Origin of the sequence: Pseudoalteromonas sp. CNAT2-18.1 (assembly GCF_022347865.1) — a bacterium.
GTDB classification, from domain to species: domain Bacteria; phylum Pseudomonadota; class Gammaproteobacteria; order Enterobacterales; family Alteromonadaceae; genus Pseudoalteromonas; species Pseudoalteromonas ruthenica.
Genome location: NZ_JAKRFR010000001.1, coordinates 714250 through 733280 on the forward strand (window position 1 = coordinate 714250; position 19031 = coordinate 733280).

Sequence of the window (19031 nt, forward strand, 5' to 3'; positions counted from 1 at the left end):
GTCGACGCAAGCATAAAAAAGGCGGGCATTACGCCCGCCTGTGATGTGGTTAATGTGCTTCTATTAGAAGCTATAAGTCGCTTTTACGTAGTAATAGCCACCATTGAAACCAAACGGCGAGGTTTCATAGTACAAGCCACCCCAATTGTTATTAGGAATACCTGTACGGTCCTCGAAATCTAAAGGCTCTGCCTCTTGGTCGAAGATGTTTTGTGCACCCACAGATAGACCGATGGCTTCGGTGGGGTAGTAAGTCACCTCTGCATCAACCGTTACTGCGGCATCGGCCATTTTTGCTGTTTGGTCGAAGTCAACATGAACACCTTGGTACTCACCGAAGTAATTCACGCGCACAAAGCCAGAGAATGAATCCCATTGTTGTGACCAAGTTGCTGTACCACGATGATTAGGTAGGTCTTCCTCTAGGCGTTGTACTTTAAAGTCGCCGGTAATATCACTGAAGCTGGTCACTTCAGTTTCATTCCAGTTGTACGCCAAGCTAAAGGTTGAGAAACCATCGAGTAAATCAGTGCTGTAGTTGGCTACGATATCAACACCCTCAGTGGTGGTGTCGAAGTCATTGGTGAAGAAACTGACTTGTGCAAGCTGGTCGACATTCGGCACACCTGCTTGTTTTAAGATGTCTTTATCTTCATCGCTAAGCACGATTTTTTCTGATTGGCTGATACGGTCTTCTACATCGATGTTGTAGTAATCCATGGTTAGATAGAAATCACCGTTTTGGTAAACCGCACCGAAGGTATAGCTATCAGACTCTTCCGGTTGTAGTTCTTCACCACCGAGTTGAACCGCAATCGGGTTAGTTGGTGGTAATAGCGCCGAATCAACCAACACGCCACTGCTTAGGTTCGTTTGCACGTTACTAACGTTCGCTTGCCCAACAGTCGGCGCACGGAAACCAGTGCTTAATGAACCACGCAATGAGAACATGTCATTAATAGTGTAATGACCAGTTACTTTGTAGTTAGTTGTTGAACCAAAGCTGTCGTAGTCTTCATAGCGCAGCGCCCAGCCCATTAAAAAGTTCTCAGTGAATGGTGTTTCGATATCAATATAGGCTGCATAGTTGCGGCGTGTGAATTCACCGGCTTGTGAAGGCTTAAAGCCAGGGAAGCCGTTAGAACCAATACTGAAGCCTTGCTCTGTCAGCGGGCCGATTTCAAAAGAATCTTCATCGCCAGCGATCACGGTGAAGGTTTCTTCACGCCACTCAATACCACCGGCAACGTTGGCATCGTAATACAAGCCCCAATCAAAGGTTCGGGTGATATCGAAGTTAAATGTTTTCTCTAGCTGCTCGTATTTACCTGGTGAGAAATCGCGCGGTGTTTGCGGACCTAAAGAGGCATTTACGGTGTCATAGAGGAAGTAGCGTGAGGCGTTATAGCCCACTGAGCCACTGGCATCATAGAGCCAACCTTTGAGCCAGCCATCGCTAAACTCACCTTTAACACCTGCCGTGAATGAGGTGTCAACGATATTACCGCCGAAGTTTGGCGTAAAGCCACCAGGAAGAATTTCATTAAAGGCAAAGCAATCAGGGTTATTAGCAACGCCATTAATGTACTCTGGGTTGTCCAGTACGTTATCGTCGATTTGGATATTGGTTGGGCAGTTGCCGCTCATATCGCCAGTTAAATCACCCACAAGCAGCGTTTCACCGCCATCGTTGGAGTACACACCTGGGCGTGTATGCGGGTTACGATAATAGAAGCCACCACGAACATCACGCTCAGAATAGTTACCGAACATGTAGAACTCATCATCATTGGTTAGCTCTAAGCCAACATTACCAAAAATGGAAATGTCGTCTTCAATCTCTGGGGTACCCCAAATTTGTGCAGGGTCGTCAATATCCGGAACGCCCGCCGCTGTTAACGCAATCGCGTCAGCGCGCTGAGTACTGCGACTTGTCGCATCAGCATTTTTATATTGGAAGCTTAAGTTAGCGAAGCCGTTATCAGTGAAAGGTAAGCCAATGTTACCCGCAATTTGGGTGCTATCACCGTCGCCTTCGTAGTACTGCCCATGGCGTACTTCAAACGTACCCCCTTCGCTGGCATCTTTCAGCACGAAGTTCATTACCCCAGCAATTGCATCCGACCCGTACTGCGCCGCAGCACCATCGCGCAATACCTCTACTTGTTTCAGCGCGATGCTTGGGATCACTGAAATATCAGGGCCTTGTGCACCATCGTTAATACCACCGCCTAAAAATGCGATGACCGAGGCGCGATGGCGGCGTTTACCATTGAGTAAGACTAGTGTGCTATCTGAGGGGAGACCTCGCAAGTTAGCAGGGCGCACAAGCGTTGCTGCGTCACTGATAGGGTTACTATGTACATTAAATGATGGAACAGTGCCTTTAAGCACTTCTAACATATCGGAATTACCCACCTTACTGAGCTCTTCACCGCCGATAATATCAACCGGAACAGGAGAACTACCGATAGAGCGTGGCGCAGCACGTGACCCTACGACGGCGATTTTTTCAATATTTTTCGTTTTTTCAGCGTTGCTCTCGTCTTCAGCAAGTGCATTACCGGTGTGTAGCAGCGCTACCGTTGATGTGGAAAGAAGTGCGCAGCGAACGGCTGCTTGCAGAGTTCTGTATTTCAACTTCATATTGTATCCCCCAGTTAGTATACAGATTTATGATTCTTTGTTGTCATTGTGTATAAGGTATCTATACATGTTGTTTACAATAGATTCAACACAACAATAACTTTTGTTACAAAATATTAGACCTAAGTGGGAGAAATTGCATGGTGCTAGCGTCTAGGAGTTATCTGTGTGACAATCATTTAGTAACTACTTAGTGAAGACCTTATGCGCATCTATCGTTTATTCCATCGCGCTCCAATCCGCGTGCTGCTTATTTCTCGGCGGCGACAAAAATTGAAATTACGTCGCGCGATGGTGACGGTGAAGTGGGCCTTGGCGCAAGAACGCCAAGAAACAAAAGAGATGCTGGATATCTACCGACGCTACACGCGTGGTAACGCCACTAAGCATGAACTCAAAGTGGCGAATGAACAGTTTGTAGATATTTTAAAGGGGCTGGGTTTAGGCGTGTTTGCAATACTGCCATTTGCACCTATTACCATCCCCCTTGTTGTTAAAATTGCCAAGCTGGTAGGGGTTGAGGTGTTACCTAGCTCGTTCAGTCACCCCAAACCACCAGCCAAGAATTCATCCCGCTGCGACGACAGTCCCCCTCCTAAGGACTAGTTTAGCCACTGGCGTGCCCAACTAGGCGGCGCTCAGCTAACTGCCCGGTTGACTGGGGAGGGCAGTGTTGTTGTCGATATACACATTGCGACTAAGGGGATCAATGTAAAGAAAATCGCTGTCCGGGGCGAGTTCATATTCGTTTCCAGAAATATGTACTCCATCGAAAGAAGCGTGATCAGAGTAGCTGTAGGTTCGCACAATATCACGCCAGTTGGTTTCCTCAGCGAAGTGGACTTGCTCAAAACGGTTATCGCGCACGGTCAAGGCGTACACAGGGCGCAGTTGCTCTCTGCCAAGACTATTTAGGCGCAGACCAAATCGAGTGTTATGAATAAAGTTTTTCTCAAACATAATGTTATCCCACGGGATTTGTCGGGGAGCTTGAGAGTTCGGGTATAAGTTCATAACAAACCCATCAATGTTCATAAAGCGATTATGAGCGACCCACAAATCTGAGTAGTAGCTCACCTCAAATGCGGTCTTGTTAATATCCTTAAAAGTATTGAACAACACATTCGCAGTTTGTGCTGGCGCACGAGTTGAAAGCTTAAGGGTACAACTCTCAAATTCATTGTCCAACACCACAATATCATTCACCCCTCCCACGTAAGAGTTTGTCTGTGCTTGTGTTGTTGTCACTTGCCGGCATTGACTAAAGCGGTTGCTGGCGATCATGACTTCACGGGTATTGGTGGTGAAATAATCGGCTTCAGGCCCAGAGGTCACGCGCAAAGCAGCATCACCAAAGTTGCTAAACTCATTGCCGATAATTTTTACGTTTGTAGCCGAGGCGATATACACACCTTGTTTGCCCCAGGTGCTAACTTGGTGACCGTTATGGAGCCCTTGAAAATGTAACGAGCTCAGGGTGAAGTCTTGCGCTGGTTTAACGTAAAGCAAGTATTCTCCAGAAAAGTTTGCACACTTTTTTAATTTACTCTGTGTAAAAGAGCGCAAAGTGATTTGCTCACTGTGTTGCAACACTAAGGTGGTGCACACATCGTAAGTGCCCTCAGCAAAGATAAGTGTGTCACCTTTGGCCAGCGAGTCGAGGGCGCTTTGTATCGCTACGCTGTCATCTTGTTGATCATCGGCTGTGGCGCCAAAATCGCCGACATGCACATTTTCTGCGTGGGCAACGAAAGAAAAAAGTAAAAGAAAGTAAATAAATCGCGTCATGATGGATCCTTGAAAATAGATAATTCAAAGTCGTGGTTCTGACTGGTAATGCGATGTAGGGAACCGGTTACCTTTAGCATAGTGTGCCATCCTCAGAGTCTCAATGTATTTGCTTAAAAGCACGCTAATACAGCGTAAAATGTTCAATCGGGCGATAGACCAAGCCTTGCTCATCACGGGTCGACTCAAATAATGTAAAACTATGCACTTGCATATCAAAAGCTGGCATCGGTTGAGCAACTGTGGGCATCGCTTTGCAGTTTCTTGCGAGGGTGATGTGGGGGCGATAGCGCCGGTGCGGAATTTCAATATAATGCTTTTGTGCTATCTCTTTGAGGCCATTGTGCAGTGTGAATAACGCATCAGGTGGCGAGCTAGGGCGAAGGTGAAAAATGCCATTACTGGGCCACCAATCGATGTCTGCCACCTTTAAGTTAAACTTCCTAAGCTGCAGGGCTCTCACTTCTTTAATTAGCGCAGCCTCCGTATTCAAAGGGGTATTGCCAAGAAATAACAGGGTTAAGTGCCAGTTTCGTGGTTGCGTAAAGGCTTTATCGGCAATGACATGGTGTTGTAGCCAGTGCGCGAGTGAAGACTTTGCCTCATTGCTTAAACCCAGAGCAAAAAACAACCGTCGGCTGGAAAGTGAAGACGCCATTACTCATCCTATACCAATTATAAGGCGAACTTGATATGCTGAATATTATCAGCAACCAACGATGAGTCTGCAATGAATCTTTTGGTAAATACGCCGCGTAAGGATAACGCGCCAATCCCTTTTTATGTTATCAATGAAAACAACTTAGAGACATGGTCTGAGCAACAGGACGACTTTACCCGAACTTGGGTATTGCGTTCACTCGGTGGAGGTCAAGGTCTATGTGTTGTGCCAAATACCGACAATGGCGAACCTAAACTGGCAGTCTTAGTCAGCGATAATGAGCAAAGTGTGTGGGCCGCTGGAGACAGTGTGAACAAGTTGCCAGAGGGCGATTATCAACTGACGGACTGCGCCAACGAACGTGATATTGCCCTGGGTTTTGCGCTCGGTGGCTATCAATTCACCGGGTATAAACAAACGAATGCACCGAAAGCGCGTTTACTCATAACCGATAAGGCGTTGTTCAATGAGCTGGTAGCCAGTGTTGAGTCGACAAACTTAGTGCGCGACCTTGTTAATACGCCTGCGGCGGATATGATGCCTCAACACTTAAGTGAAGTCATGAGCGACTTAGCTGAGCGTTACGATGGCCAATTCTCACAGTGGATCGGTGATGAGCTATTAGAGCAAAACTATCCGACCATTCATTTGGTCGGTCGTGCCAGTGAAAACAAGCCGCGATTGCTTGATTTGCGCTGGGGTGATAAAAAAGCGCCCAAAATCACTTTAGTAGGCAAGGGCGTATGCTTTGACTCCGGCGGTCTAGATTTAAAGCCTGCGGCGGGCATGCGTTTAATGAAAAAAGACATGGGCGGTGCAGCGCATGTATTGGGCCTTGCTAATATGATCATGGCAGCTGGGTTAAACGTGCAGCTACGGGTGTTAATTCCTGCAGTCGAAAATGCGGTATCACGTAATGCGTTTCGCCCAGGTGATGTGGTTAAAACTCGTAAAGGCATTACCGTTGAAATTGACAATACCGATGCCGAGGGTCGCTTAGTGTTGTGCGATGCGCTTGATGAAGCGCAGCAAGATAACCCCGATCTTATTATCGATTTCGCCACCCTCACCGGCGCTATGCGAATTGCTCTTGGCACCGAGTTACCCGGTTTTTTCAGTAGCGATGATGACATCGCTCAGGCGTTGACAGAGGCTGGCTATCAAAGCCAAGACCCAGTATGGCGTATGCCACTGTTTGCTCAGTATAAAAACTTGTTGAAAAGCGACGTGGCGGATATGAGCAACTGCTCACAAGGGCCATTTGGCGGCGCCATTACCGCAGCGCTTTACCTGCAAGAGTTTGTTGCTAAAGAAACACCTTGGGTGCACTTTGATGTTATGGCGTGGAATGTGCGCGCACTACCAGGTCGCCCGGTTGGTGGTGAGGCCTTTGGTATTCGAGCTGCATACACCATGTTGCAACAGCGCTTTGGTAGCTAAGCAAAAAAGTTACACAAAAGGCCGCGTAAGTGGCCTTTTTTAATGTTCAGATAACCAGGCGATTGCCGCGCGGGGGTCGTCGAAATATTTAACTTCGCCACTGACAAACCAATTTGCAACACTTGCCGCGAAGCTTTGCCACCGTTTATGGCCGTACAAGGCTATGCGTTTAAATTGCTTACGATGAATAACCCCTAACTTGAAGTCATCCCACATAGCTCGTGTCGTAAAACCGTCTAGCTGACTGGCGTCGATGAAAACATCGACAATGGGCTCGTCAATATCAGCCAAGGCAGAAGCGAATAATGGCGTCAGTAGTTGATAATGCTCATGATTCAACGTACCGGTCAGTACTAAGGCGATATAGATGCGCTGTTGGTGGCGCTCTATATCTACTTTCAAACCGTCTTTAGCCATAACACTGTTCCTATATAGCTTACGCTCAAGGTAACCATAGCGGCATTTATGAAAGTTTTAAAGTAATTGGGCCACCATTGCAGCCCATAGTCGCGTTACCCTTGTTGGCAGGCCGTTACCGCCTCGGCAATGAGCTCTAACCCAGTTTGCGAGCACTCAGGTAAAGCCGCTTGACTGTCACGCACTGGAGTTACACGCTCACCCCACTTTATGTAACTGGCTGCCCATGTCAGGCCAGCGCCGAAGGCGGCTGACATTATATTCGCGCCGGGTTTGACCATCCCTCTTTCTACAGCCTCACACAAGGCAATGGCAATGGTTGCTGCGGAGGTATTGCCGTATTCATCGATATTAACCATCACTTTGTCATCGTCTACTTTTAAGCGCTGTTGAATTGATTGGATAATTCGTAAGTTCGCTTGGTGTGGTACTAATACATCGATGTCATCGAGGCTAAGTTGTGCCTGACTCAACACATCGTCGCAGGCTACACTCATGCCTTTGACGGCACGTTTGAAGATTTCCGGGCCAACAAAGTTTAAATCAGACCCGCCAATGGTCTGGTATTTATTCACGTTGGTGCCAAAATTACTAATATGCAAAATTGAACGGTCGCTGCTGTCACAGCCACTTTTGCTCGCGAGTAACCCTAATGGTTGCTCACTGGCTTGCAGTACCACCGCACCGGCGCCATCGCCAAATAACACCGCACTGTCACGCAGGGCCCAATTGACATACCACAGCATGCGCTCGGCGGCGACTACAACAGCGGTTTTAATCATGCCTGCCTGGATTTGAGCCGTGGCCATTTGCAGCGCATATAAAAAACCAGAGCAGGCGGCGTTACTGTCACAGGTAGCAGCCCCTTTGGCGCCTAGGCGTTGTTGTACTTCCGAGGCTGTGTTGGCGACCATGGTACTCGGTGTGCAAGTGGCAACCAGCACGAGATCAAGCTGCTCGGCGTCAACGCCAGCACAATCTAACGCGCGTTGAGCGGCCACGGTTGCAAGCTCGGCAGTGCTTACGTGGCTAATATGGCGGGCTTTAATACCGGTGCGAGAGCTGATCCACTCATCTGAGGTATCAACCACGGTGGCAATGTCATCGTTAGTAATGCGTGCTGGTGGGATACATTTTCCCCAGCCAGTGATCTCTGCATAGTGCATAAAAATTCCTAAGGTTGCTGCGTCGGACGTTTGTTTATTCATCTGGCCCGATCTCTTTGCTATGGCAACTTTATACCAAAATGCAGCGTTTTGGTCGAGTTATACTGGTTTGCACCGGCAAAGTATGTTCAGGTAAAAGAAAATAATAACCAAGGAAAAACAATGAAACTCATCACATGTGCAAGCTTACTATTGGCGTTATCAAGTGCAAGCGCTTGGGCGCAAAGTACATTGATTTATGCCGGTAAAATACTCCCTGCGGCCAATGCCGATGTTCTCGAGCGGCAAACCCTGGAAGTAGTAGACGGACGTGTCCAGGGTATTCATGAAGGCTATGTTAGTGCTCAGACGTTAGGCTTGGCCGACGCGCATATTATTGACCTTAAAGAGCAATTTGTAATGCCGGGGCTGATAGATTTGCACGTGCATATTAGTTTTGAACGTGATCCCCAGGCTGACCCTGAAAGGTGGTTGAAGGAGGTCGAGGCCGATCAGGCGTTACGTGCAACGCAATTTCTTGGCAATACCCTCAATGCGGGGTTCACTACCGTGCGTGATTTGGGCAGTTATAACGAGGTGATTTTTCCGCTGCAACGAGCAGTAGAAAGTGGCGTAATACAGGGGCCACGTATTATTGCTGCAGGTGAGGCGGTGACTCCAACAGGCGGCCACGGTGATTTACATGGGTATAGACAAGAGGTACTTGATGCGTTTGCTCCACGCATGGGCGTGTGCAATGGCGCCGATGATTGCACACGGGCGGTGCGCGAGATTGTTAAAGCCGGGGCACAAGTTATCAAAATCACGGCCACTGGCGGGGTATTGAGTAACACTCAAGCGGGGCTCAATCAGCAACTGACCGATGAGGAAATGAAGGCGATTGTTGATACCGCTCATAATCTTGGTCGCCCTGTGACAGCTCACGCACACAGCGCCCAGGGGGTTGCAGCTGCACTTCGCAGCGGAGTCGATTCTATCGAACACGGCTCTTATGCTAATGACGAAACGGTGGCGCTGTTTAAAAGTACGGGCGCTTACTTAGTGCCGACATTGTTAGCAGGGATCTCTGTGAGTGAGGAAGTGAAGCACAATGATAAGGTTCCTCAGGCTATTGTAGACAAAATAACGCAGGTCGCCCCGGTGGTGAAAGCATCATTCCAACGGGCTTTAGATGAAGGCGTGAATATCGCGTTTGGTACCGACTCAGGGGTATCCCGCCATGGAGATAACGCCCGCGAATTTGCATTGTTAGTCGAGTATGGTATGTCGCCCCGTGAAGCGTTGGCGACTAGTTTAGAACAAGCACCTAAGCTATTGAATATGAGCAAGGAAGTTGGCAAATTACAAAACGGATACTACGCTGATGTAATTGCTGTTGCGCAGTCGCCATTAAAGGATATTTCGCAACTAAGCGCAGTGACCTTTGTCATGAAAGAAGGGAAAGTCATCAAACATCATGAGCAAGATTAAAGCGCAAACGTTGGCGCAACTAATTGAGTTAGAAAGAACTTTAATGAGCGAAGAGGTGCGCAGCAATGCCTCGCGATTAAATGAGTTGCTTGATGAACGTTTTATCGAGGTGTCGGCCGACGGCCGGCGCTTTGATAAGGACAATGTGCTTGCTCGGCTACCAAAAGAGCAAGCCAAGGGACGAAAACCTACCTTTCACAATCAAGATTTTGAAGGGCGTATGCTGTGCGCTGATGTCGCCCAGCTCTCTTACCGAGGTGCGCTCAGACGCATCAAAGGAGGGCAATGGCACTACTCTGTAAGGATGTCGATATGGTGTCTAAATAGCAACCAAGATTGGCGTTTAGTTTACCACCAAGGCACGCCTTGTGAGGCCTTCCAGTTAAGCCGGTAACGTCGCCGTAGTCTCCCACTCAGTGCTTTTCTCAGCGCCACAATAACGATAGACTTTCGTTATTCATCACCTCTTAGCGCTGTTATTTTGGACCTGCTATTACAATCCAGTATTCGCCGTGTGTTATTGCTACGCAGTGTCGCCATTGCACTGCAGTTACTGGCGGTGCTCATTGCTTACTATGTGCTTGATTTTGCGTTAGCACTTTTGCCGCTGTTGAGCATCATCGCCGTGGAGTCGCTATTTCAGCTGCTGAGTGTGGTGGTGCTACGACGACGCATCCATAGTCGCGCACCGGTAGGCGCCGCCACCGTAGTGTGGCAATTATTAGCTGATATCCTGTTCTTAACCTTGCTGCTTATGCACAGTGGCGGGGCGACCAATGCCTTTGTGTCATTGCTGCTGTTGCCGGTTATGATTGCTGCTGTGACCTTACCTGGGCGTTTAACGGTGTTATTAACCGTGATTGCAATTGCTGCTTACTCGGCCTTAGTGATGATGATGCCATTGCATCATCAAGGTGAGCATGGCATGCAAATGCGCCATCATTTTATCGCCATGTGGATAAACTTCGTACTCAGTGCAGTTGTGGTCGCCACTCTGGTTAGCGCATTATCTCGCACTTTGGCAAAACAACAGCGCGCTATTGCCCAAAGCCGAGAAGAGCAGCTTCGCGCTGAGCAGCTTGTGTCCTTGGGCAGCGCTGCAGCGCAAGCGACCCACCAATTAGCCACACCGCTTGCAAATTTGGCGCTGTTGCATGATGAAGCAAGGGAGCTAAGCGCCGACAGTCCGACGTTAAAGCCTGTGGTTGATGATATGGCGGTGCCTTTGACGCAGTGTCAGCGGCAGTTGGATTTGTTTCGTGCCCGGGCGCAGCAGCTGCGTGATGCTCATGAAAGAGCGCCACATTACCAGCCGCTATTACAGCTCGTTGATGAGATCCGCCAAGCCTTCACGCTGAATTATCCGTCTCAGCAACTGCATTGTCAGCTCCCACATCAAGGTGAACATATTGAAATTATTAGTGACCCATTGTTGAGTGCCGCTGTGATTAACGTATTGGCCAATGCTGTGCGGGCAAACGAAGAGGTTGGGGCAGAGCGTATCACGATTACCATTTACGACTCTGACTCTGCTCTTCATTGGCGAATTGAGGACCAAGGCCGAGGGTTTAGCGCTGAGATGCAGGCCTCCTTGGGCAGCGCAGTGATAGCGAGCAGTGATGGTTTTGGTGTGGCGCTGTGGCTAACCAACGCCACGATAGAGCGCATTGGTGGCACTTTGGCATTGGCCAACAATGAACACGGTGCATGCATTGATATCACTATTCCTAAGAGGCGCTATGAAGCTGTTACTGATTGAAGATGACCTGGCCTTTGCGCGAACACTCATGCGGCGCCTAGAAGCGCACACCCAAGCGCAGGCACATGCTGATTGTGTGCAAAGTGCGCTGTTCCAAGCACGACAGTTGCGACCCAGTCACATTATTTTGGATATGAATTTAAATAATGAGTCTGGACTGCAACTGCTTGCTCCGCTGCGCTCTTTGCTGCCGAGTGCACGAATCATATTGCTAACTGGATTTGCCAGTATTGCCACTGCTGTTAAAGCAGTGAAGCTCGGCGCTGATGATTACCTCGCTAAGCCTGTGTCTATGGCACTTTTACTGGCAACTCTGGAGGATGATATTGTGCATTCACACGTTTCGCACGACGATGAGGTCATGTCTCCTGAGCGTTTGGAGTGGGAGCATATTCAAGCAGTATTGACGCGCAACAATGGCAACATTTCGCAAACAGCGCGCCAACTCAACATGCACCGACGTACCTTGCAACGTAAGTTGCAGAAAAAACCGGTGGCAAATTAACCTCGCTGAGGAGACTTTAAAAAAGAAAAAAGGCCAATAATAACGTGGCCTTTGGTAGCTATCACAAAGAGAAACTAACACCTAGATGGAGAGTACGGCCCAGTGCCTGTAAGCGCTGGCCTTTATCTAATTCCCGGCCATCAACACGGTTTATGCCGTTGAGATGTGGCGCATAGCTGTGATTAAACAGGTTGTTAACCGCTGCATTGAACTGCCAATGGCTGTTGATATCATAATCTACACTCACATCAACGACACCATAGCCGGGTGAGCTCAGCTCGCTGTTATAGTGCGACACATGCGTTTGCGACTGGGCGAAGCGCCAACGCGCAGCCACTTGGTAATCATTGGCATAGTAATGGGCACTCAATTGGCCGTTAAGTGGGCTGATACGATAGAGATCGTCATTCACCTCATCGCTGCGTTTACCGCGCACATAACTAATCTGAGCATTAACTTGCCACTGACGAGAGAGTTGATACTCGGCGCTCATATCAGCCCCGTAAAGGTGAGCATCAATATTACTAAAGCGAAGCGCGCCTTGCCCAGACATCATCATCGCCACCATATTCACTGCACTGTCTTCACTGGGGGCGCCTTGAATGTAATTATCGATACGTTGATAAAATAGCTGAGGCTTTATCGAGAGCCGCTCATTGGTGTATGACCAACCTACATTCGCTTGGTACGCCGTTTCAGGTTTAAGGTTGATATTACCAACATAGGTTTTACCATCCGCAAGGCCCCCAGTTGCTTGCATGGGAAGCCATAAATAACGCGCTTGATAGCTCGCAGCCCGCTCTTTGATAGCGACACCGTAACTGAGGTCTGAGTGTGAATTCAACGTATAGCGATTATTGATGACCACATCGAAGGTGGTATCACTGACGCTTTTGTCTGCATCATTAAAACGAGTTTGTAAGGCTGCAACCGCTGGCATCATCATGGCCATGGTGGAGCTTACTTTATCGGCATCGGCAACATTGTATTTCAACCGTGCGCCTACTGTTGTGTTGAGCTTACGATGGCTAAAAGTGTACTCGGTGAATAGGCTATGGCGGTCATCAGCAACATTATTAAAGTTTTCCACGAAAAACGCGTCATTGTTTGGATTAGTGATGTCCGCATCATGACGGTTGATACTGCCATCATAGCCCCATAGCCAAGCCCCTGTTTGTATGTGGGCAAAGAGGCTGGTACTGCGTCCTAAAGCCAAGGTATAACGTGCTTTTTGCGCGGTACTAAGGGCGCGCTGTTGGTAGTTATCCATACCATGCTCGCCATCTTGAAAGCCCACACCCCATAATAGCGTTGTGTCACTGATTTCGTGCTCACCCGATAGCTCAAATCGTGTGGTGTCAATGTAATCAATATCCATAGGCAGCGCGGCTGTGCCGCTTTGTTTGGTATCGGTACGATGAATATTGGCGAAGAGGCGCCCTTGATTTAGGGCCGACGTGGTAAGCACACCATACTGGTGACGCTGGTAATCACTGTTCGGAATTGCACGTTCCTTGGCGTCTTGTTCATTACTGTTACGCGTATCTGCGTAGGCAAGCCAAGCAAATTGGCTATTGCCAGCGCCCCCAGCGAGGCTAGCATTGAATCCTGAGCCATTATCTTGCGCATCGATGCGGCCATTTACAGTCAATGGGCTATCGAGCTCAGCGCGGCGCATGTTTACGTCAATGGCCCCGCCAAGCGTGTCGATACCGGCACTGACCGGGGCAATACCACGATAGATGTCCATGTTCGCAATGATGATGGCGGGGGTGTAACTGAGCGGTGTATCCATTGAGTTGGGGCCTGCACCACTAAAGTTGAGGCCATTGCTGGCAACATTAATGCGCTGGGCAAACATACCTCGGTATTGCGCTAACCCTGTTATCGGGCCATTTTTGTTTACACCCGCACCAACAACACCATCGAGCCAATCGGCCGTGTCGGTTGCAAACTTTTGTGCCGGTATTTGCATTAAACGGGCACCTGTATCATGGTGTTGCGAGTGCACGGTGATCACTTCCATGGCTTGACTATTGACTGCGAGAAGTGCGGTGATGGTTGCGCCAAGGGCTGATTTTATCTTCATAATATCCACTGAGAATTGAAAAGCATGTCTGAATTTTCAATTGCTTAGGGACGAGGTGCAATAACAAACCGCCACAGTGCGGCAATATGTCGCACTCCAGTGATCAACGCACGAATTTTGCTGGTACGGTGTTCGCGAGCTACGCTTAGTAGGGTGTATTATTTGTGAGCCACGCTATGAATTTTGCAGATTTTAATTTTATCGCGGTGCTAATTGCAGCCCTTGCCACGTTTATCTTAGGTGGCGTGTGGTATTCACCACTGATGTTTAAAAATGCTTGGTTAGATGGGTGCGGGTTAACGGACATAGATTTGCAAAATGCGGCAATGGGAAAGGTCTTTACCATCGCCTTTATACTCTCTCTTTTGGCTGCTTTTATCTTTGCGTTATTTTTAGGCCCTCGGCCCGAGCTCGGGTTTGCGGTAGGTGCAGGCTTTGCTGCGGGTTTAGGGTGGGTGGCTACGTCCTTTGGGATTAGCTATGTTTTCGAGCAGCGACCTCTAAAGCTGTTTTTAGTTAATGCCGGATACCATACTGTGCAGTTTACCTTGATGGGGCTTATTCTGGGCTTGTGGCATTAGAGCATCGCGCCTGACAATGGTAGACTAGGCTGTGTTGTCTTAAGGGAGGGAGCATGGCTAAACCGAACAAAAAGGGCCCCGTTCGCACCGTGAATATTCATTGTTCGCAGTGCCGCACTAAACTCTACAAATACCGCAAAGGCGGCAAGGGCGCGCTTATTAAATGTTTTATCGAACGCATAACTGAGGACTTCACTGAGCAGCTCGCCACCTGTCCGCAATGTCAGCAGGTTTTCGCACGAGAGACTATGATCAGGGGCACCCCCGCATTGAAAATGATCGGCCAAAAAGTATTTATGAAATAAGCAAGCAAAAGATACGGGCATTTGTCCTTAAAGTGTATGAATGGCCACTGTTAAGCTCGACCGGTTTGGTTTTCATCTGGAGTAAACAATGGATATTTTGTTCGATGTTATTGGCATGTCGGGCACCTTTTTAGTGGTAGGTGCATTCTTTTTGTTGCAGTTGAATAAGCTGCCTGCAACGGGCTTAGGTTACAACCTAATGAACCTATCAGGCGCCATTTTATTGCTAATAAGCCTTTGTTATAACTTTAACTTGGCCAGCTTCGTTATCGAAATTTTCTGGATAGCGGCGTCACTCATTGGTATCTATAAATACATTAAAGCGCGTAAAGCCAGTAAGCTTGCAGCGGCGCATTCCGCCTCATAAACACACCTTGGCGTGAAACTACATTTGTTTTTATGTAAATATGGTGTAATTATTTAATTTATGAGTGATTTACACCGTATGTGCGATGTTCCGTTTTTGTTTCTATTTTACGCTCGTAGGCTCGTTTGTCTTTCCAGCCTTGGCTGAACAAGCGAGCAGCGATGAGCTCTTTTCTCTAAGCTTTGAACAACTGCTTGATGTTCAAGTGGATATCGCATCAAAAAGTGCAGAAAGCCAATCTCTAGCCCCTTCTTCGGTGACCTTATTTACCCGCCAACAAATTGCCCAGTTGGGTGTCCACAATGCTTATCAATTAATGAATTATGTGCCCGGCATGCAGCTGACTCGGGGCGACTGGGTCGGGGCCGTGCCAAAAGAGCATGCGCGCGGCGTGCATTTGGACAGTGGCAATATTCTGGTGATGATTAACGGTGAGCGCTTAAATGAAGTTTCCTTCGGTAAAGCCTCAGTGTACACACCTTATATTCCGGCGCAGTTAATTGAAAGAGTAGAGTTTATTCGCGGTCCGGGCTCTGCATTGTATGGCAGCAATGCGTTTTTAGGGGTGATGAATATTATCCTAAGTGACGATAACAATGCCTTGAGTGTAGGCATAGGTGAGAATGCCCGCCAGCAATTAACAGGGCAGTGGCATCAAGCGACATCATTAGGGCGGTTCTCTGCGAATATTGCGGTGGAAAAAACCAATGGCCAAGATTACGACGTTGCCGATAATGTTCGTGACCCACTGTATTCTGTTTTTGCCAATACCCAGCTTAGTACCGAGCGCTTAACCATCAATGCGCGCTATCAGCGTACTGAGCTGAATGAGTTTTTGAATTTAGGCGGGTATAGTCCTCAGAATCGCCATCGCAGTGATAATTACGCCGCCAGTGTTGCCTACCAATGGTTGCAAGGCGACCACGATTTGTCCTCCCAGTTGAGTTATGCCGAGCATCATATTGAAGCGCAAGGCTTAGTGGAGGGCCTTAATCTACCTGAAAACATGCCGTATTTTGTTGGTCCTAACTGGCAAAGCTCTGAGCTTAAGTTTGTCAGCGATTATCAGCATCAGCTTCATGCTAACAGTACGTTATTTGCTGGTGTTGAGCTGCGCCGAGACGAGCAAACTCAAGCCGGCGTTGTGACCAGCTATTTCAATGACCAATCAGGCTTTATTGAGCTCAATAGTGAGTATTATGAAAACCCTTCGCGAGTACTGAGTCGCTATCGTGAGTTCAGTGATTTAGAGCATCGCTTTGATGCCCAAGCAGGCTATGTGCAAGTGAAACAACAGCTTCCGGATTTCGGGCTCACTGCCTTTTTCGGGGCACGCTATGATCATGTCAATGGTATTGATGCACGTTGGTCACCACGAGCCTCGCTTATTTACGAGCTGCCCAGCGGCGACACTCGCCATGTTTTAAAAGCGCAATACGGCGAGTCGTTTCGTACTCCGGTCACCAATGAGCTTTACTCTAACGATGATATCACCTCAGGTAATGCCAATTTATCCTCTGAAGTGATCAAAACAACCGAGCTGGTGTGGTTAGCTCAAGGCACACAGTGGAAAAGTGAGGTGGTGCTGTTTGATAACGCCCTAGAGGATTTTATTGATTTGGTGATGGTCAACGAGCAGCAGCAAGCTTTTACCTTTGCGAATGTATTTAGCACCACTATGCAGGGTATTGAGATGAGTGCTCAATCGCAGCTAGGCCAATATAGTGATGTGCAAATCAATTATACCCAGCTATTTGATGATCCCATTAGCCCAAGCTTTAAGCGCTTTGCCAGTGTGGCGGTTAATATGCAGCTTGAGACATTGACACTCAGCGCGAATGCCTTGTGGCGCGATAGTGTCGAAGTATTCGGTGCTAATGATAAGCGCTTTTATCAAGATGCGTATGTGTTGCTCGGCGCAGCGCTGCATTGGCAGATGGATGAACATACACGGCTGAGCTTAAAAGTAGAAAACCTTACCGATAAAGATTACGATACCTTCGATGCGCGCGTGTTTGATGGCCGCGTACCCGGGTACGGACGTCAGTCCAGTCTAACCTATACTTATCAGTTTTAAAGAGCAGGGATATTCTAGTGAGCGAGCAGTTGTGTGTGCTTGATAAGGTGTTTTCGCAGTTTAAACAAGCCCATGAACAAGAGCCAATAATGAGTCTTGTACAACGCAAGCAGGCGCTATTAGCGCTCAAGCATGCACTACTTGATGCACAAGAGCCATTGATTGCAGCAGCCAGCGAAGATTTTGGTTATCGCGAGCGCTTTGACACCTTGGTGAGCGACATTCTTCCTACGATAGAGGCATTGGACTACTGCCGTAAAAACCTCACTAAATGGGCTAAACCGGAAAAGCGCCAGGGTGGTTTTGCACACTTTCCCTCGTCATTACACGTACATTATGAGGCCAAAGGCGTGGTGGGCGTTGTATCGCCTTGGAATTATCCAGTGAATTTGGCGTTATCGCCCCTTGCTTTTGCCCTCGCAGCGGGTAATCGAGTGGTAGTGAAATTGAGCGAATATACGCCTGCTGTGAATCAAGTATTAAAAACATTGCTTAGCTCTGAGTTGAAGCGCTATGTGGCCTTCATTGAAGGAGATGCACAAGTAGGGGCCGCGTTTAGCGCCAAGCCTTGGGATCACCTTGTGTTTACTGGCTCTGGTCAAATCGGCAAAAAGGTAATGCGCAGCGCTGCTGAGAATCTCACACCGGTAACCCTAGAGCTCGGTGGTAAGTCGCCGGCGGTGATGTTGCCTTGTGCGCAGGTCAATCATGCGGCAACCCAGATTGCCTTTGGTAAATCGACTAATGCTGGGCAGATATGCGTAGCTCCAGATTTTGTCCTTTTACATACCTCACAATTAGATTCTTTTATCACTTGCATCAAAGCAGAGGTGGCGCAGCTAGGCCACCGCCCAACGAAGGTGATTAATCAGGCTCAGGCTAATCGCCTAAAGGCGTTAAAAGAGGATGCAATCAGCAAAGGAGCCAAGGCGTTGGAGCTCATTAATGGGGGGGATCAACATGTGTTAACCCTGCTTTTAAATGTCGATGATAGCATGCGTGTTTGCCAAGAAGAGATCTTTGGGCCGTTATTGCCTATCCAAACTTATGAGCATATTGAAGACGCCTGTGCAGCGTTAAAAGCGCAGCCCAAACCATTGGCATTGTATTTGTTCGCGACCAAGCGGGCCCATTGGCAAAAAGTGAGTGAGCAAGTACAAAGTGGTACGTTGGCGGTTAATGACACCCTCATGCAAGTCAGTGCAACTGATTTACCTTTTGGCGGGGTAGGAGCATCGGGATTTGGCCAGTATCATGGTATTGAGGGGTTTTATACTTTTTCCCATGCGCGCTCGGTTCTCAAAACACCCCATTGGTGGCCGCGTGCGAAGTTGTTGTTACATCGCTCGCCTTGGTTATTAAAAATAGTGACTTGGCTTTACTTAAAAAAATAGGAGGGTTACCCCTCCTAAGCGTATTTATAGCTGTTTAATTTCGATATCAATCACGGTGTTATTCTCTACCATGACCCATTCGCGGAAGGTTTCGTAGCCGGGTTTACTCACTTCAACCTCATATTCACCAGGTTGCAGCTCTATCCCATCGTGGTATTTCGGACGAATATTCATAATTCTTACGCGTGAATCCGAAGGGGTGGTATTCACGGTTAACTGCGTGATCTCAGGCTTGACTACCTCAACAACTTGCTCTTTTGGCTCGGTATTAGTCTGTGGCTCAGCAGGTGCTGGCGCTTGGGTATTTTGACACGCTGCAAGCATTAAACTCAGGGCAAGGACAGATAGCTTTTTCATGGATTTTCC

At 48.2% G+C, this 19031-nt stretch carries 18 protein-coding genes; 11 read left to right on the top strand and 7 right to left on the bottom strand.

Going from position 1 to position 19031, the window contains the following annotated elements; all coding sequences use genetic code 11:
- Positions 1-63: 63 nt before the first annotated feature.
- On the bottom strand, positions 64-2646 hold the full coding sequence (locus MHM94_RS03060) for a TonB-dependent receptor (protein WP_045979007.1): 2583 nt from the start codon (positions 2644-2646) through the stop codon (positions 64-66).
- Between the two features lie 204 nt (positions 2647-2850).
- Here MHM94_RS03060 and MHM94_RS03065 point away from each other — a divergent pair, with 204 nt between their 5' ends.
- A complete protein-coding gene (locus tag MHM94_RS03065) occupies positions 2851-3252 on the top strand; it encodes a hypothetical protein (RefSeq protein WP_235418752.1) in 402 nt (133 codons plus the stop codon).
- A gap of 36 nt (positions 3253-3288) precedes the next feature.
- Here MHM94_RS03065 and MHM94_RS03070 read toward each other — a convergent pair whose 3' ends face one another.
- Both MHM94_RS03070 and thpR read right to left on the bottom strand, forming a co-directional pair.
- Entirely contained in the window at positions 3289-4434 is a 1146-nt protein-coding gene (locus MHM94_RS03070; protein ID WP_235418753.1) for a glycosyl hydrolase family 28-related protein, read from the bottom strand.
- Positions 4435-4558: 124 nt separating this feature from the next.
- A complete protein-coding gene (gene thpR / locus MHM94_RS03075) occupies positions 4559-5092 on the bottom strand; it encodes an RNA 2',3'-cyclic phosphodiesterase (protein WP_235418754.1) in 534 nt (177 codons plus the stop codon).
- 72 nt (positions 5093-5164) lie between these two features.
- Here thpR and MHM94_RS03080 point away from each other — a divergent pair, with 72 nt between their 5' ends.
- The gene (locus MHM94_RS03080) at positions 5165-6535 is read left to right on the top strand and encodes a leucyl aminopeptidase family protein (protein ID WP_138590237.1); all 1371 of its coding nucleotides are present in this window, start codon (positions 5165-5167) and stop codon (positions 6533-6535) included.
- A gap of 39 nt (positions 6536-6574) precedes the next feature.
- Here the strand turns inward: MHM94_RS03080 and MHM94_RS03085 are convergent, their stop codons facing one another.
- Together MHM94_RS03085 and MHM94_RS03090 are read right to left on the bottom strand one after the other, a co-directional pair.
- The gene (locus MHM94_RS03085) at positions 6575-6952 is read right to left on the bottom strand and encodes an STAS/SEC14 domain-containing protein (protein ID WP_053910792.1); all 378 of its coding nucleotides are present in this window, start codon (positions 6950-6952) and stop codon (positions 6575-6577) included.
- Between the two features lie 95 nt (positions 6953-7047).
- The gene (locus MHM94_RS03090; protein WP_026111037.1) at positions 7048-8118 is read right to left on the bottom strand and encodes a ketoacyl-ACP synthase III; all 1071 of its coding nucleotides are present in this window, start codon (positions 8116-8118) and stop codon (positions 7048-7050) included.
- Positions 8119-8280: 162 nt separating this feature from the next.
- Here MHM94_RS03090 and MHM94_RS03095 point away from each other — a divergent pair, with 162 nt between their 5' ends.
- The 4 genes from MHM94_RS03095 (at position 8281) to MHM94_RS03110 (ending at position 11852) form a co-directional block, all read left to right on the top strand.
- On the top strand, positions 8281-9588 hold the full coding sequence (locus MHM94_RS03095; protein WP_235418755.1) for an amidohydrolase family protein: 1308 nt from the start codon (positions 8281-8283) through the stop codon (positions 9586-9588).
- Positions 9575-9982 carry a nuclear transport factor 2 family protein gene (locus tag MHM94_RS03100; protein WP_022944460.1) on the top strand — a complete coding sequence of 136 codons (408 nt, stop codon included), beginning with the start codon at positions 9575-9577 and terminating at the stop codon, positions 9980-9982. Before MHM94_RS03095 ends, MHM94_RS03100 begins: the two co-directional genes overlap by 14 nt.
- Before the next feature lie 87 nt (positions 9983-10069).
- The gene (locus MHM94_RS03105) at positions 10070-11347 is read left to right on the top strand and encodes an ATP-binding protein (RefSeq protein ID WP_235418756.1); all 1278 of its coding nucleotides are present in this window, start codon (positions 10070-10072) and stop codon (positions 11345-11347) included.
- The gene (locus MHM94_RS03110; protein ID WP_130145590.1) at positions 11328-11852 is read left to right on the top strand and encodes a response regulator; all 525 of its coding nucleotides are present in this window, start codon (positions 11328-11330) and stop codon (positions 11850-11852) included. Before MHM94_RS03105 ends, MHM94_RS03110 begins: the two co-directional genes overlap by 20 nt.
- Before the next feature lie 61 nt (positions 11853-11913).
- Here MHM94_RS03110 and MHM94_RS03115 read toward each other — a convergent pair whose 3' ends face one another.
- Positions 11914-13941 carry a TonB-dependent receptor gene (locus MHM94_RS03115; RefSeq protein ID WP_235418757.1) on the bottom strand — a complete coding sequence of 676 codons (2028 nt, stop codon included), beginning with the start codon at positions 13939-13941 and terminating at the stop codon, positions 11914-11916.
- A 176-nt stretch (positions 13942-14117) separates the two neighbouring features.
- Between MHM94_RS03115 and MHM94_RS03120 the strand changes: the two genes are divergently transcribed.
- The 5 genes from MHM94_RS03120 (at position 14118) to MHM94_RS03140 (ending at position 18665) form a co-directional block, all read left to right on the top strand.
- Positions 14118-14522 carry a DUF1761 domain-containing protein gene (locus tag MHM94_RS03120; protein WP_022944457.1) on the top strand — a complete coding sequence of 135 codons (405 nt, stop codon included), beginning with the start codon at positions 14118-14120 and terminating at the stop codon, positions 14520-14522.
- Between the two features lie 53 nt (positions 14523-14575).
- The gene (locus MHM94_RS03125; protein ID WP_022944456.1) at positions 14576-14827 is read left to right on the top strand and encodes a hypothetical protein; all 252 of its coding nucleotides are present in this window, start codon (positions 14576-14578) and stop codon (positions 14825-14827) included.
- Positions 14828-14915: 88 nt separating this feature from the next.
- On the top strand, positions 14916-15194 hold the full coding sequence (locus tag MHM94_RS03130) for a hypothetical protein (protein ID WP_045979015.1): 279 nt from the start codon (positions 14916-14918) through the stop codon (positions 15192-15194).
- Positions 15195-15279: 85 nt separating this feature from the next.
- Positions 15280-17271: a TonB-dependent receptor gene (locus MHM94_RS03135; RefSeq protein ID WP_235418758.1), complete on the top strand. Its 1992-nt coding sequence runs from the start codon at positions 15280-15282 to the stop codon at positions 17269-17271.
- A gap of 17 nt (positions 17272-17288) precedes the next feature.
- On the top strand, positions 17289-18665 hold the full coding sequence (locus MHM94_RS03140; protein WP_235418759.1) for an aldehyde dehydrogenase family protein: 1377 nt from the start codon (positions 17289-17291) through the stop codon (positions 18663-18665).
- Positions 18666-18689: 24 nt separating this feature from the next.
- On the opposite strand, the gene MHM94_RS03145 is transcribed toward MHM94_RS03140, so the two are convergent.
- Complete coding sequence (locus tag MHM94_RS03145) at positions 18690-19022, bottom strand: carboxypeptidase-like regulatory domain-containing protein (RefSeq protein WP_022944452.1); 333 nt, start codon at positions 19020-19022, stop codon at positions 18690-18692.
- Positions 19023-19031: the final 9 nt, after the last annotated feature.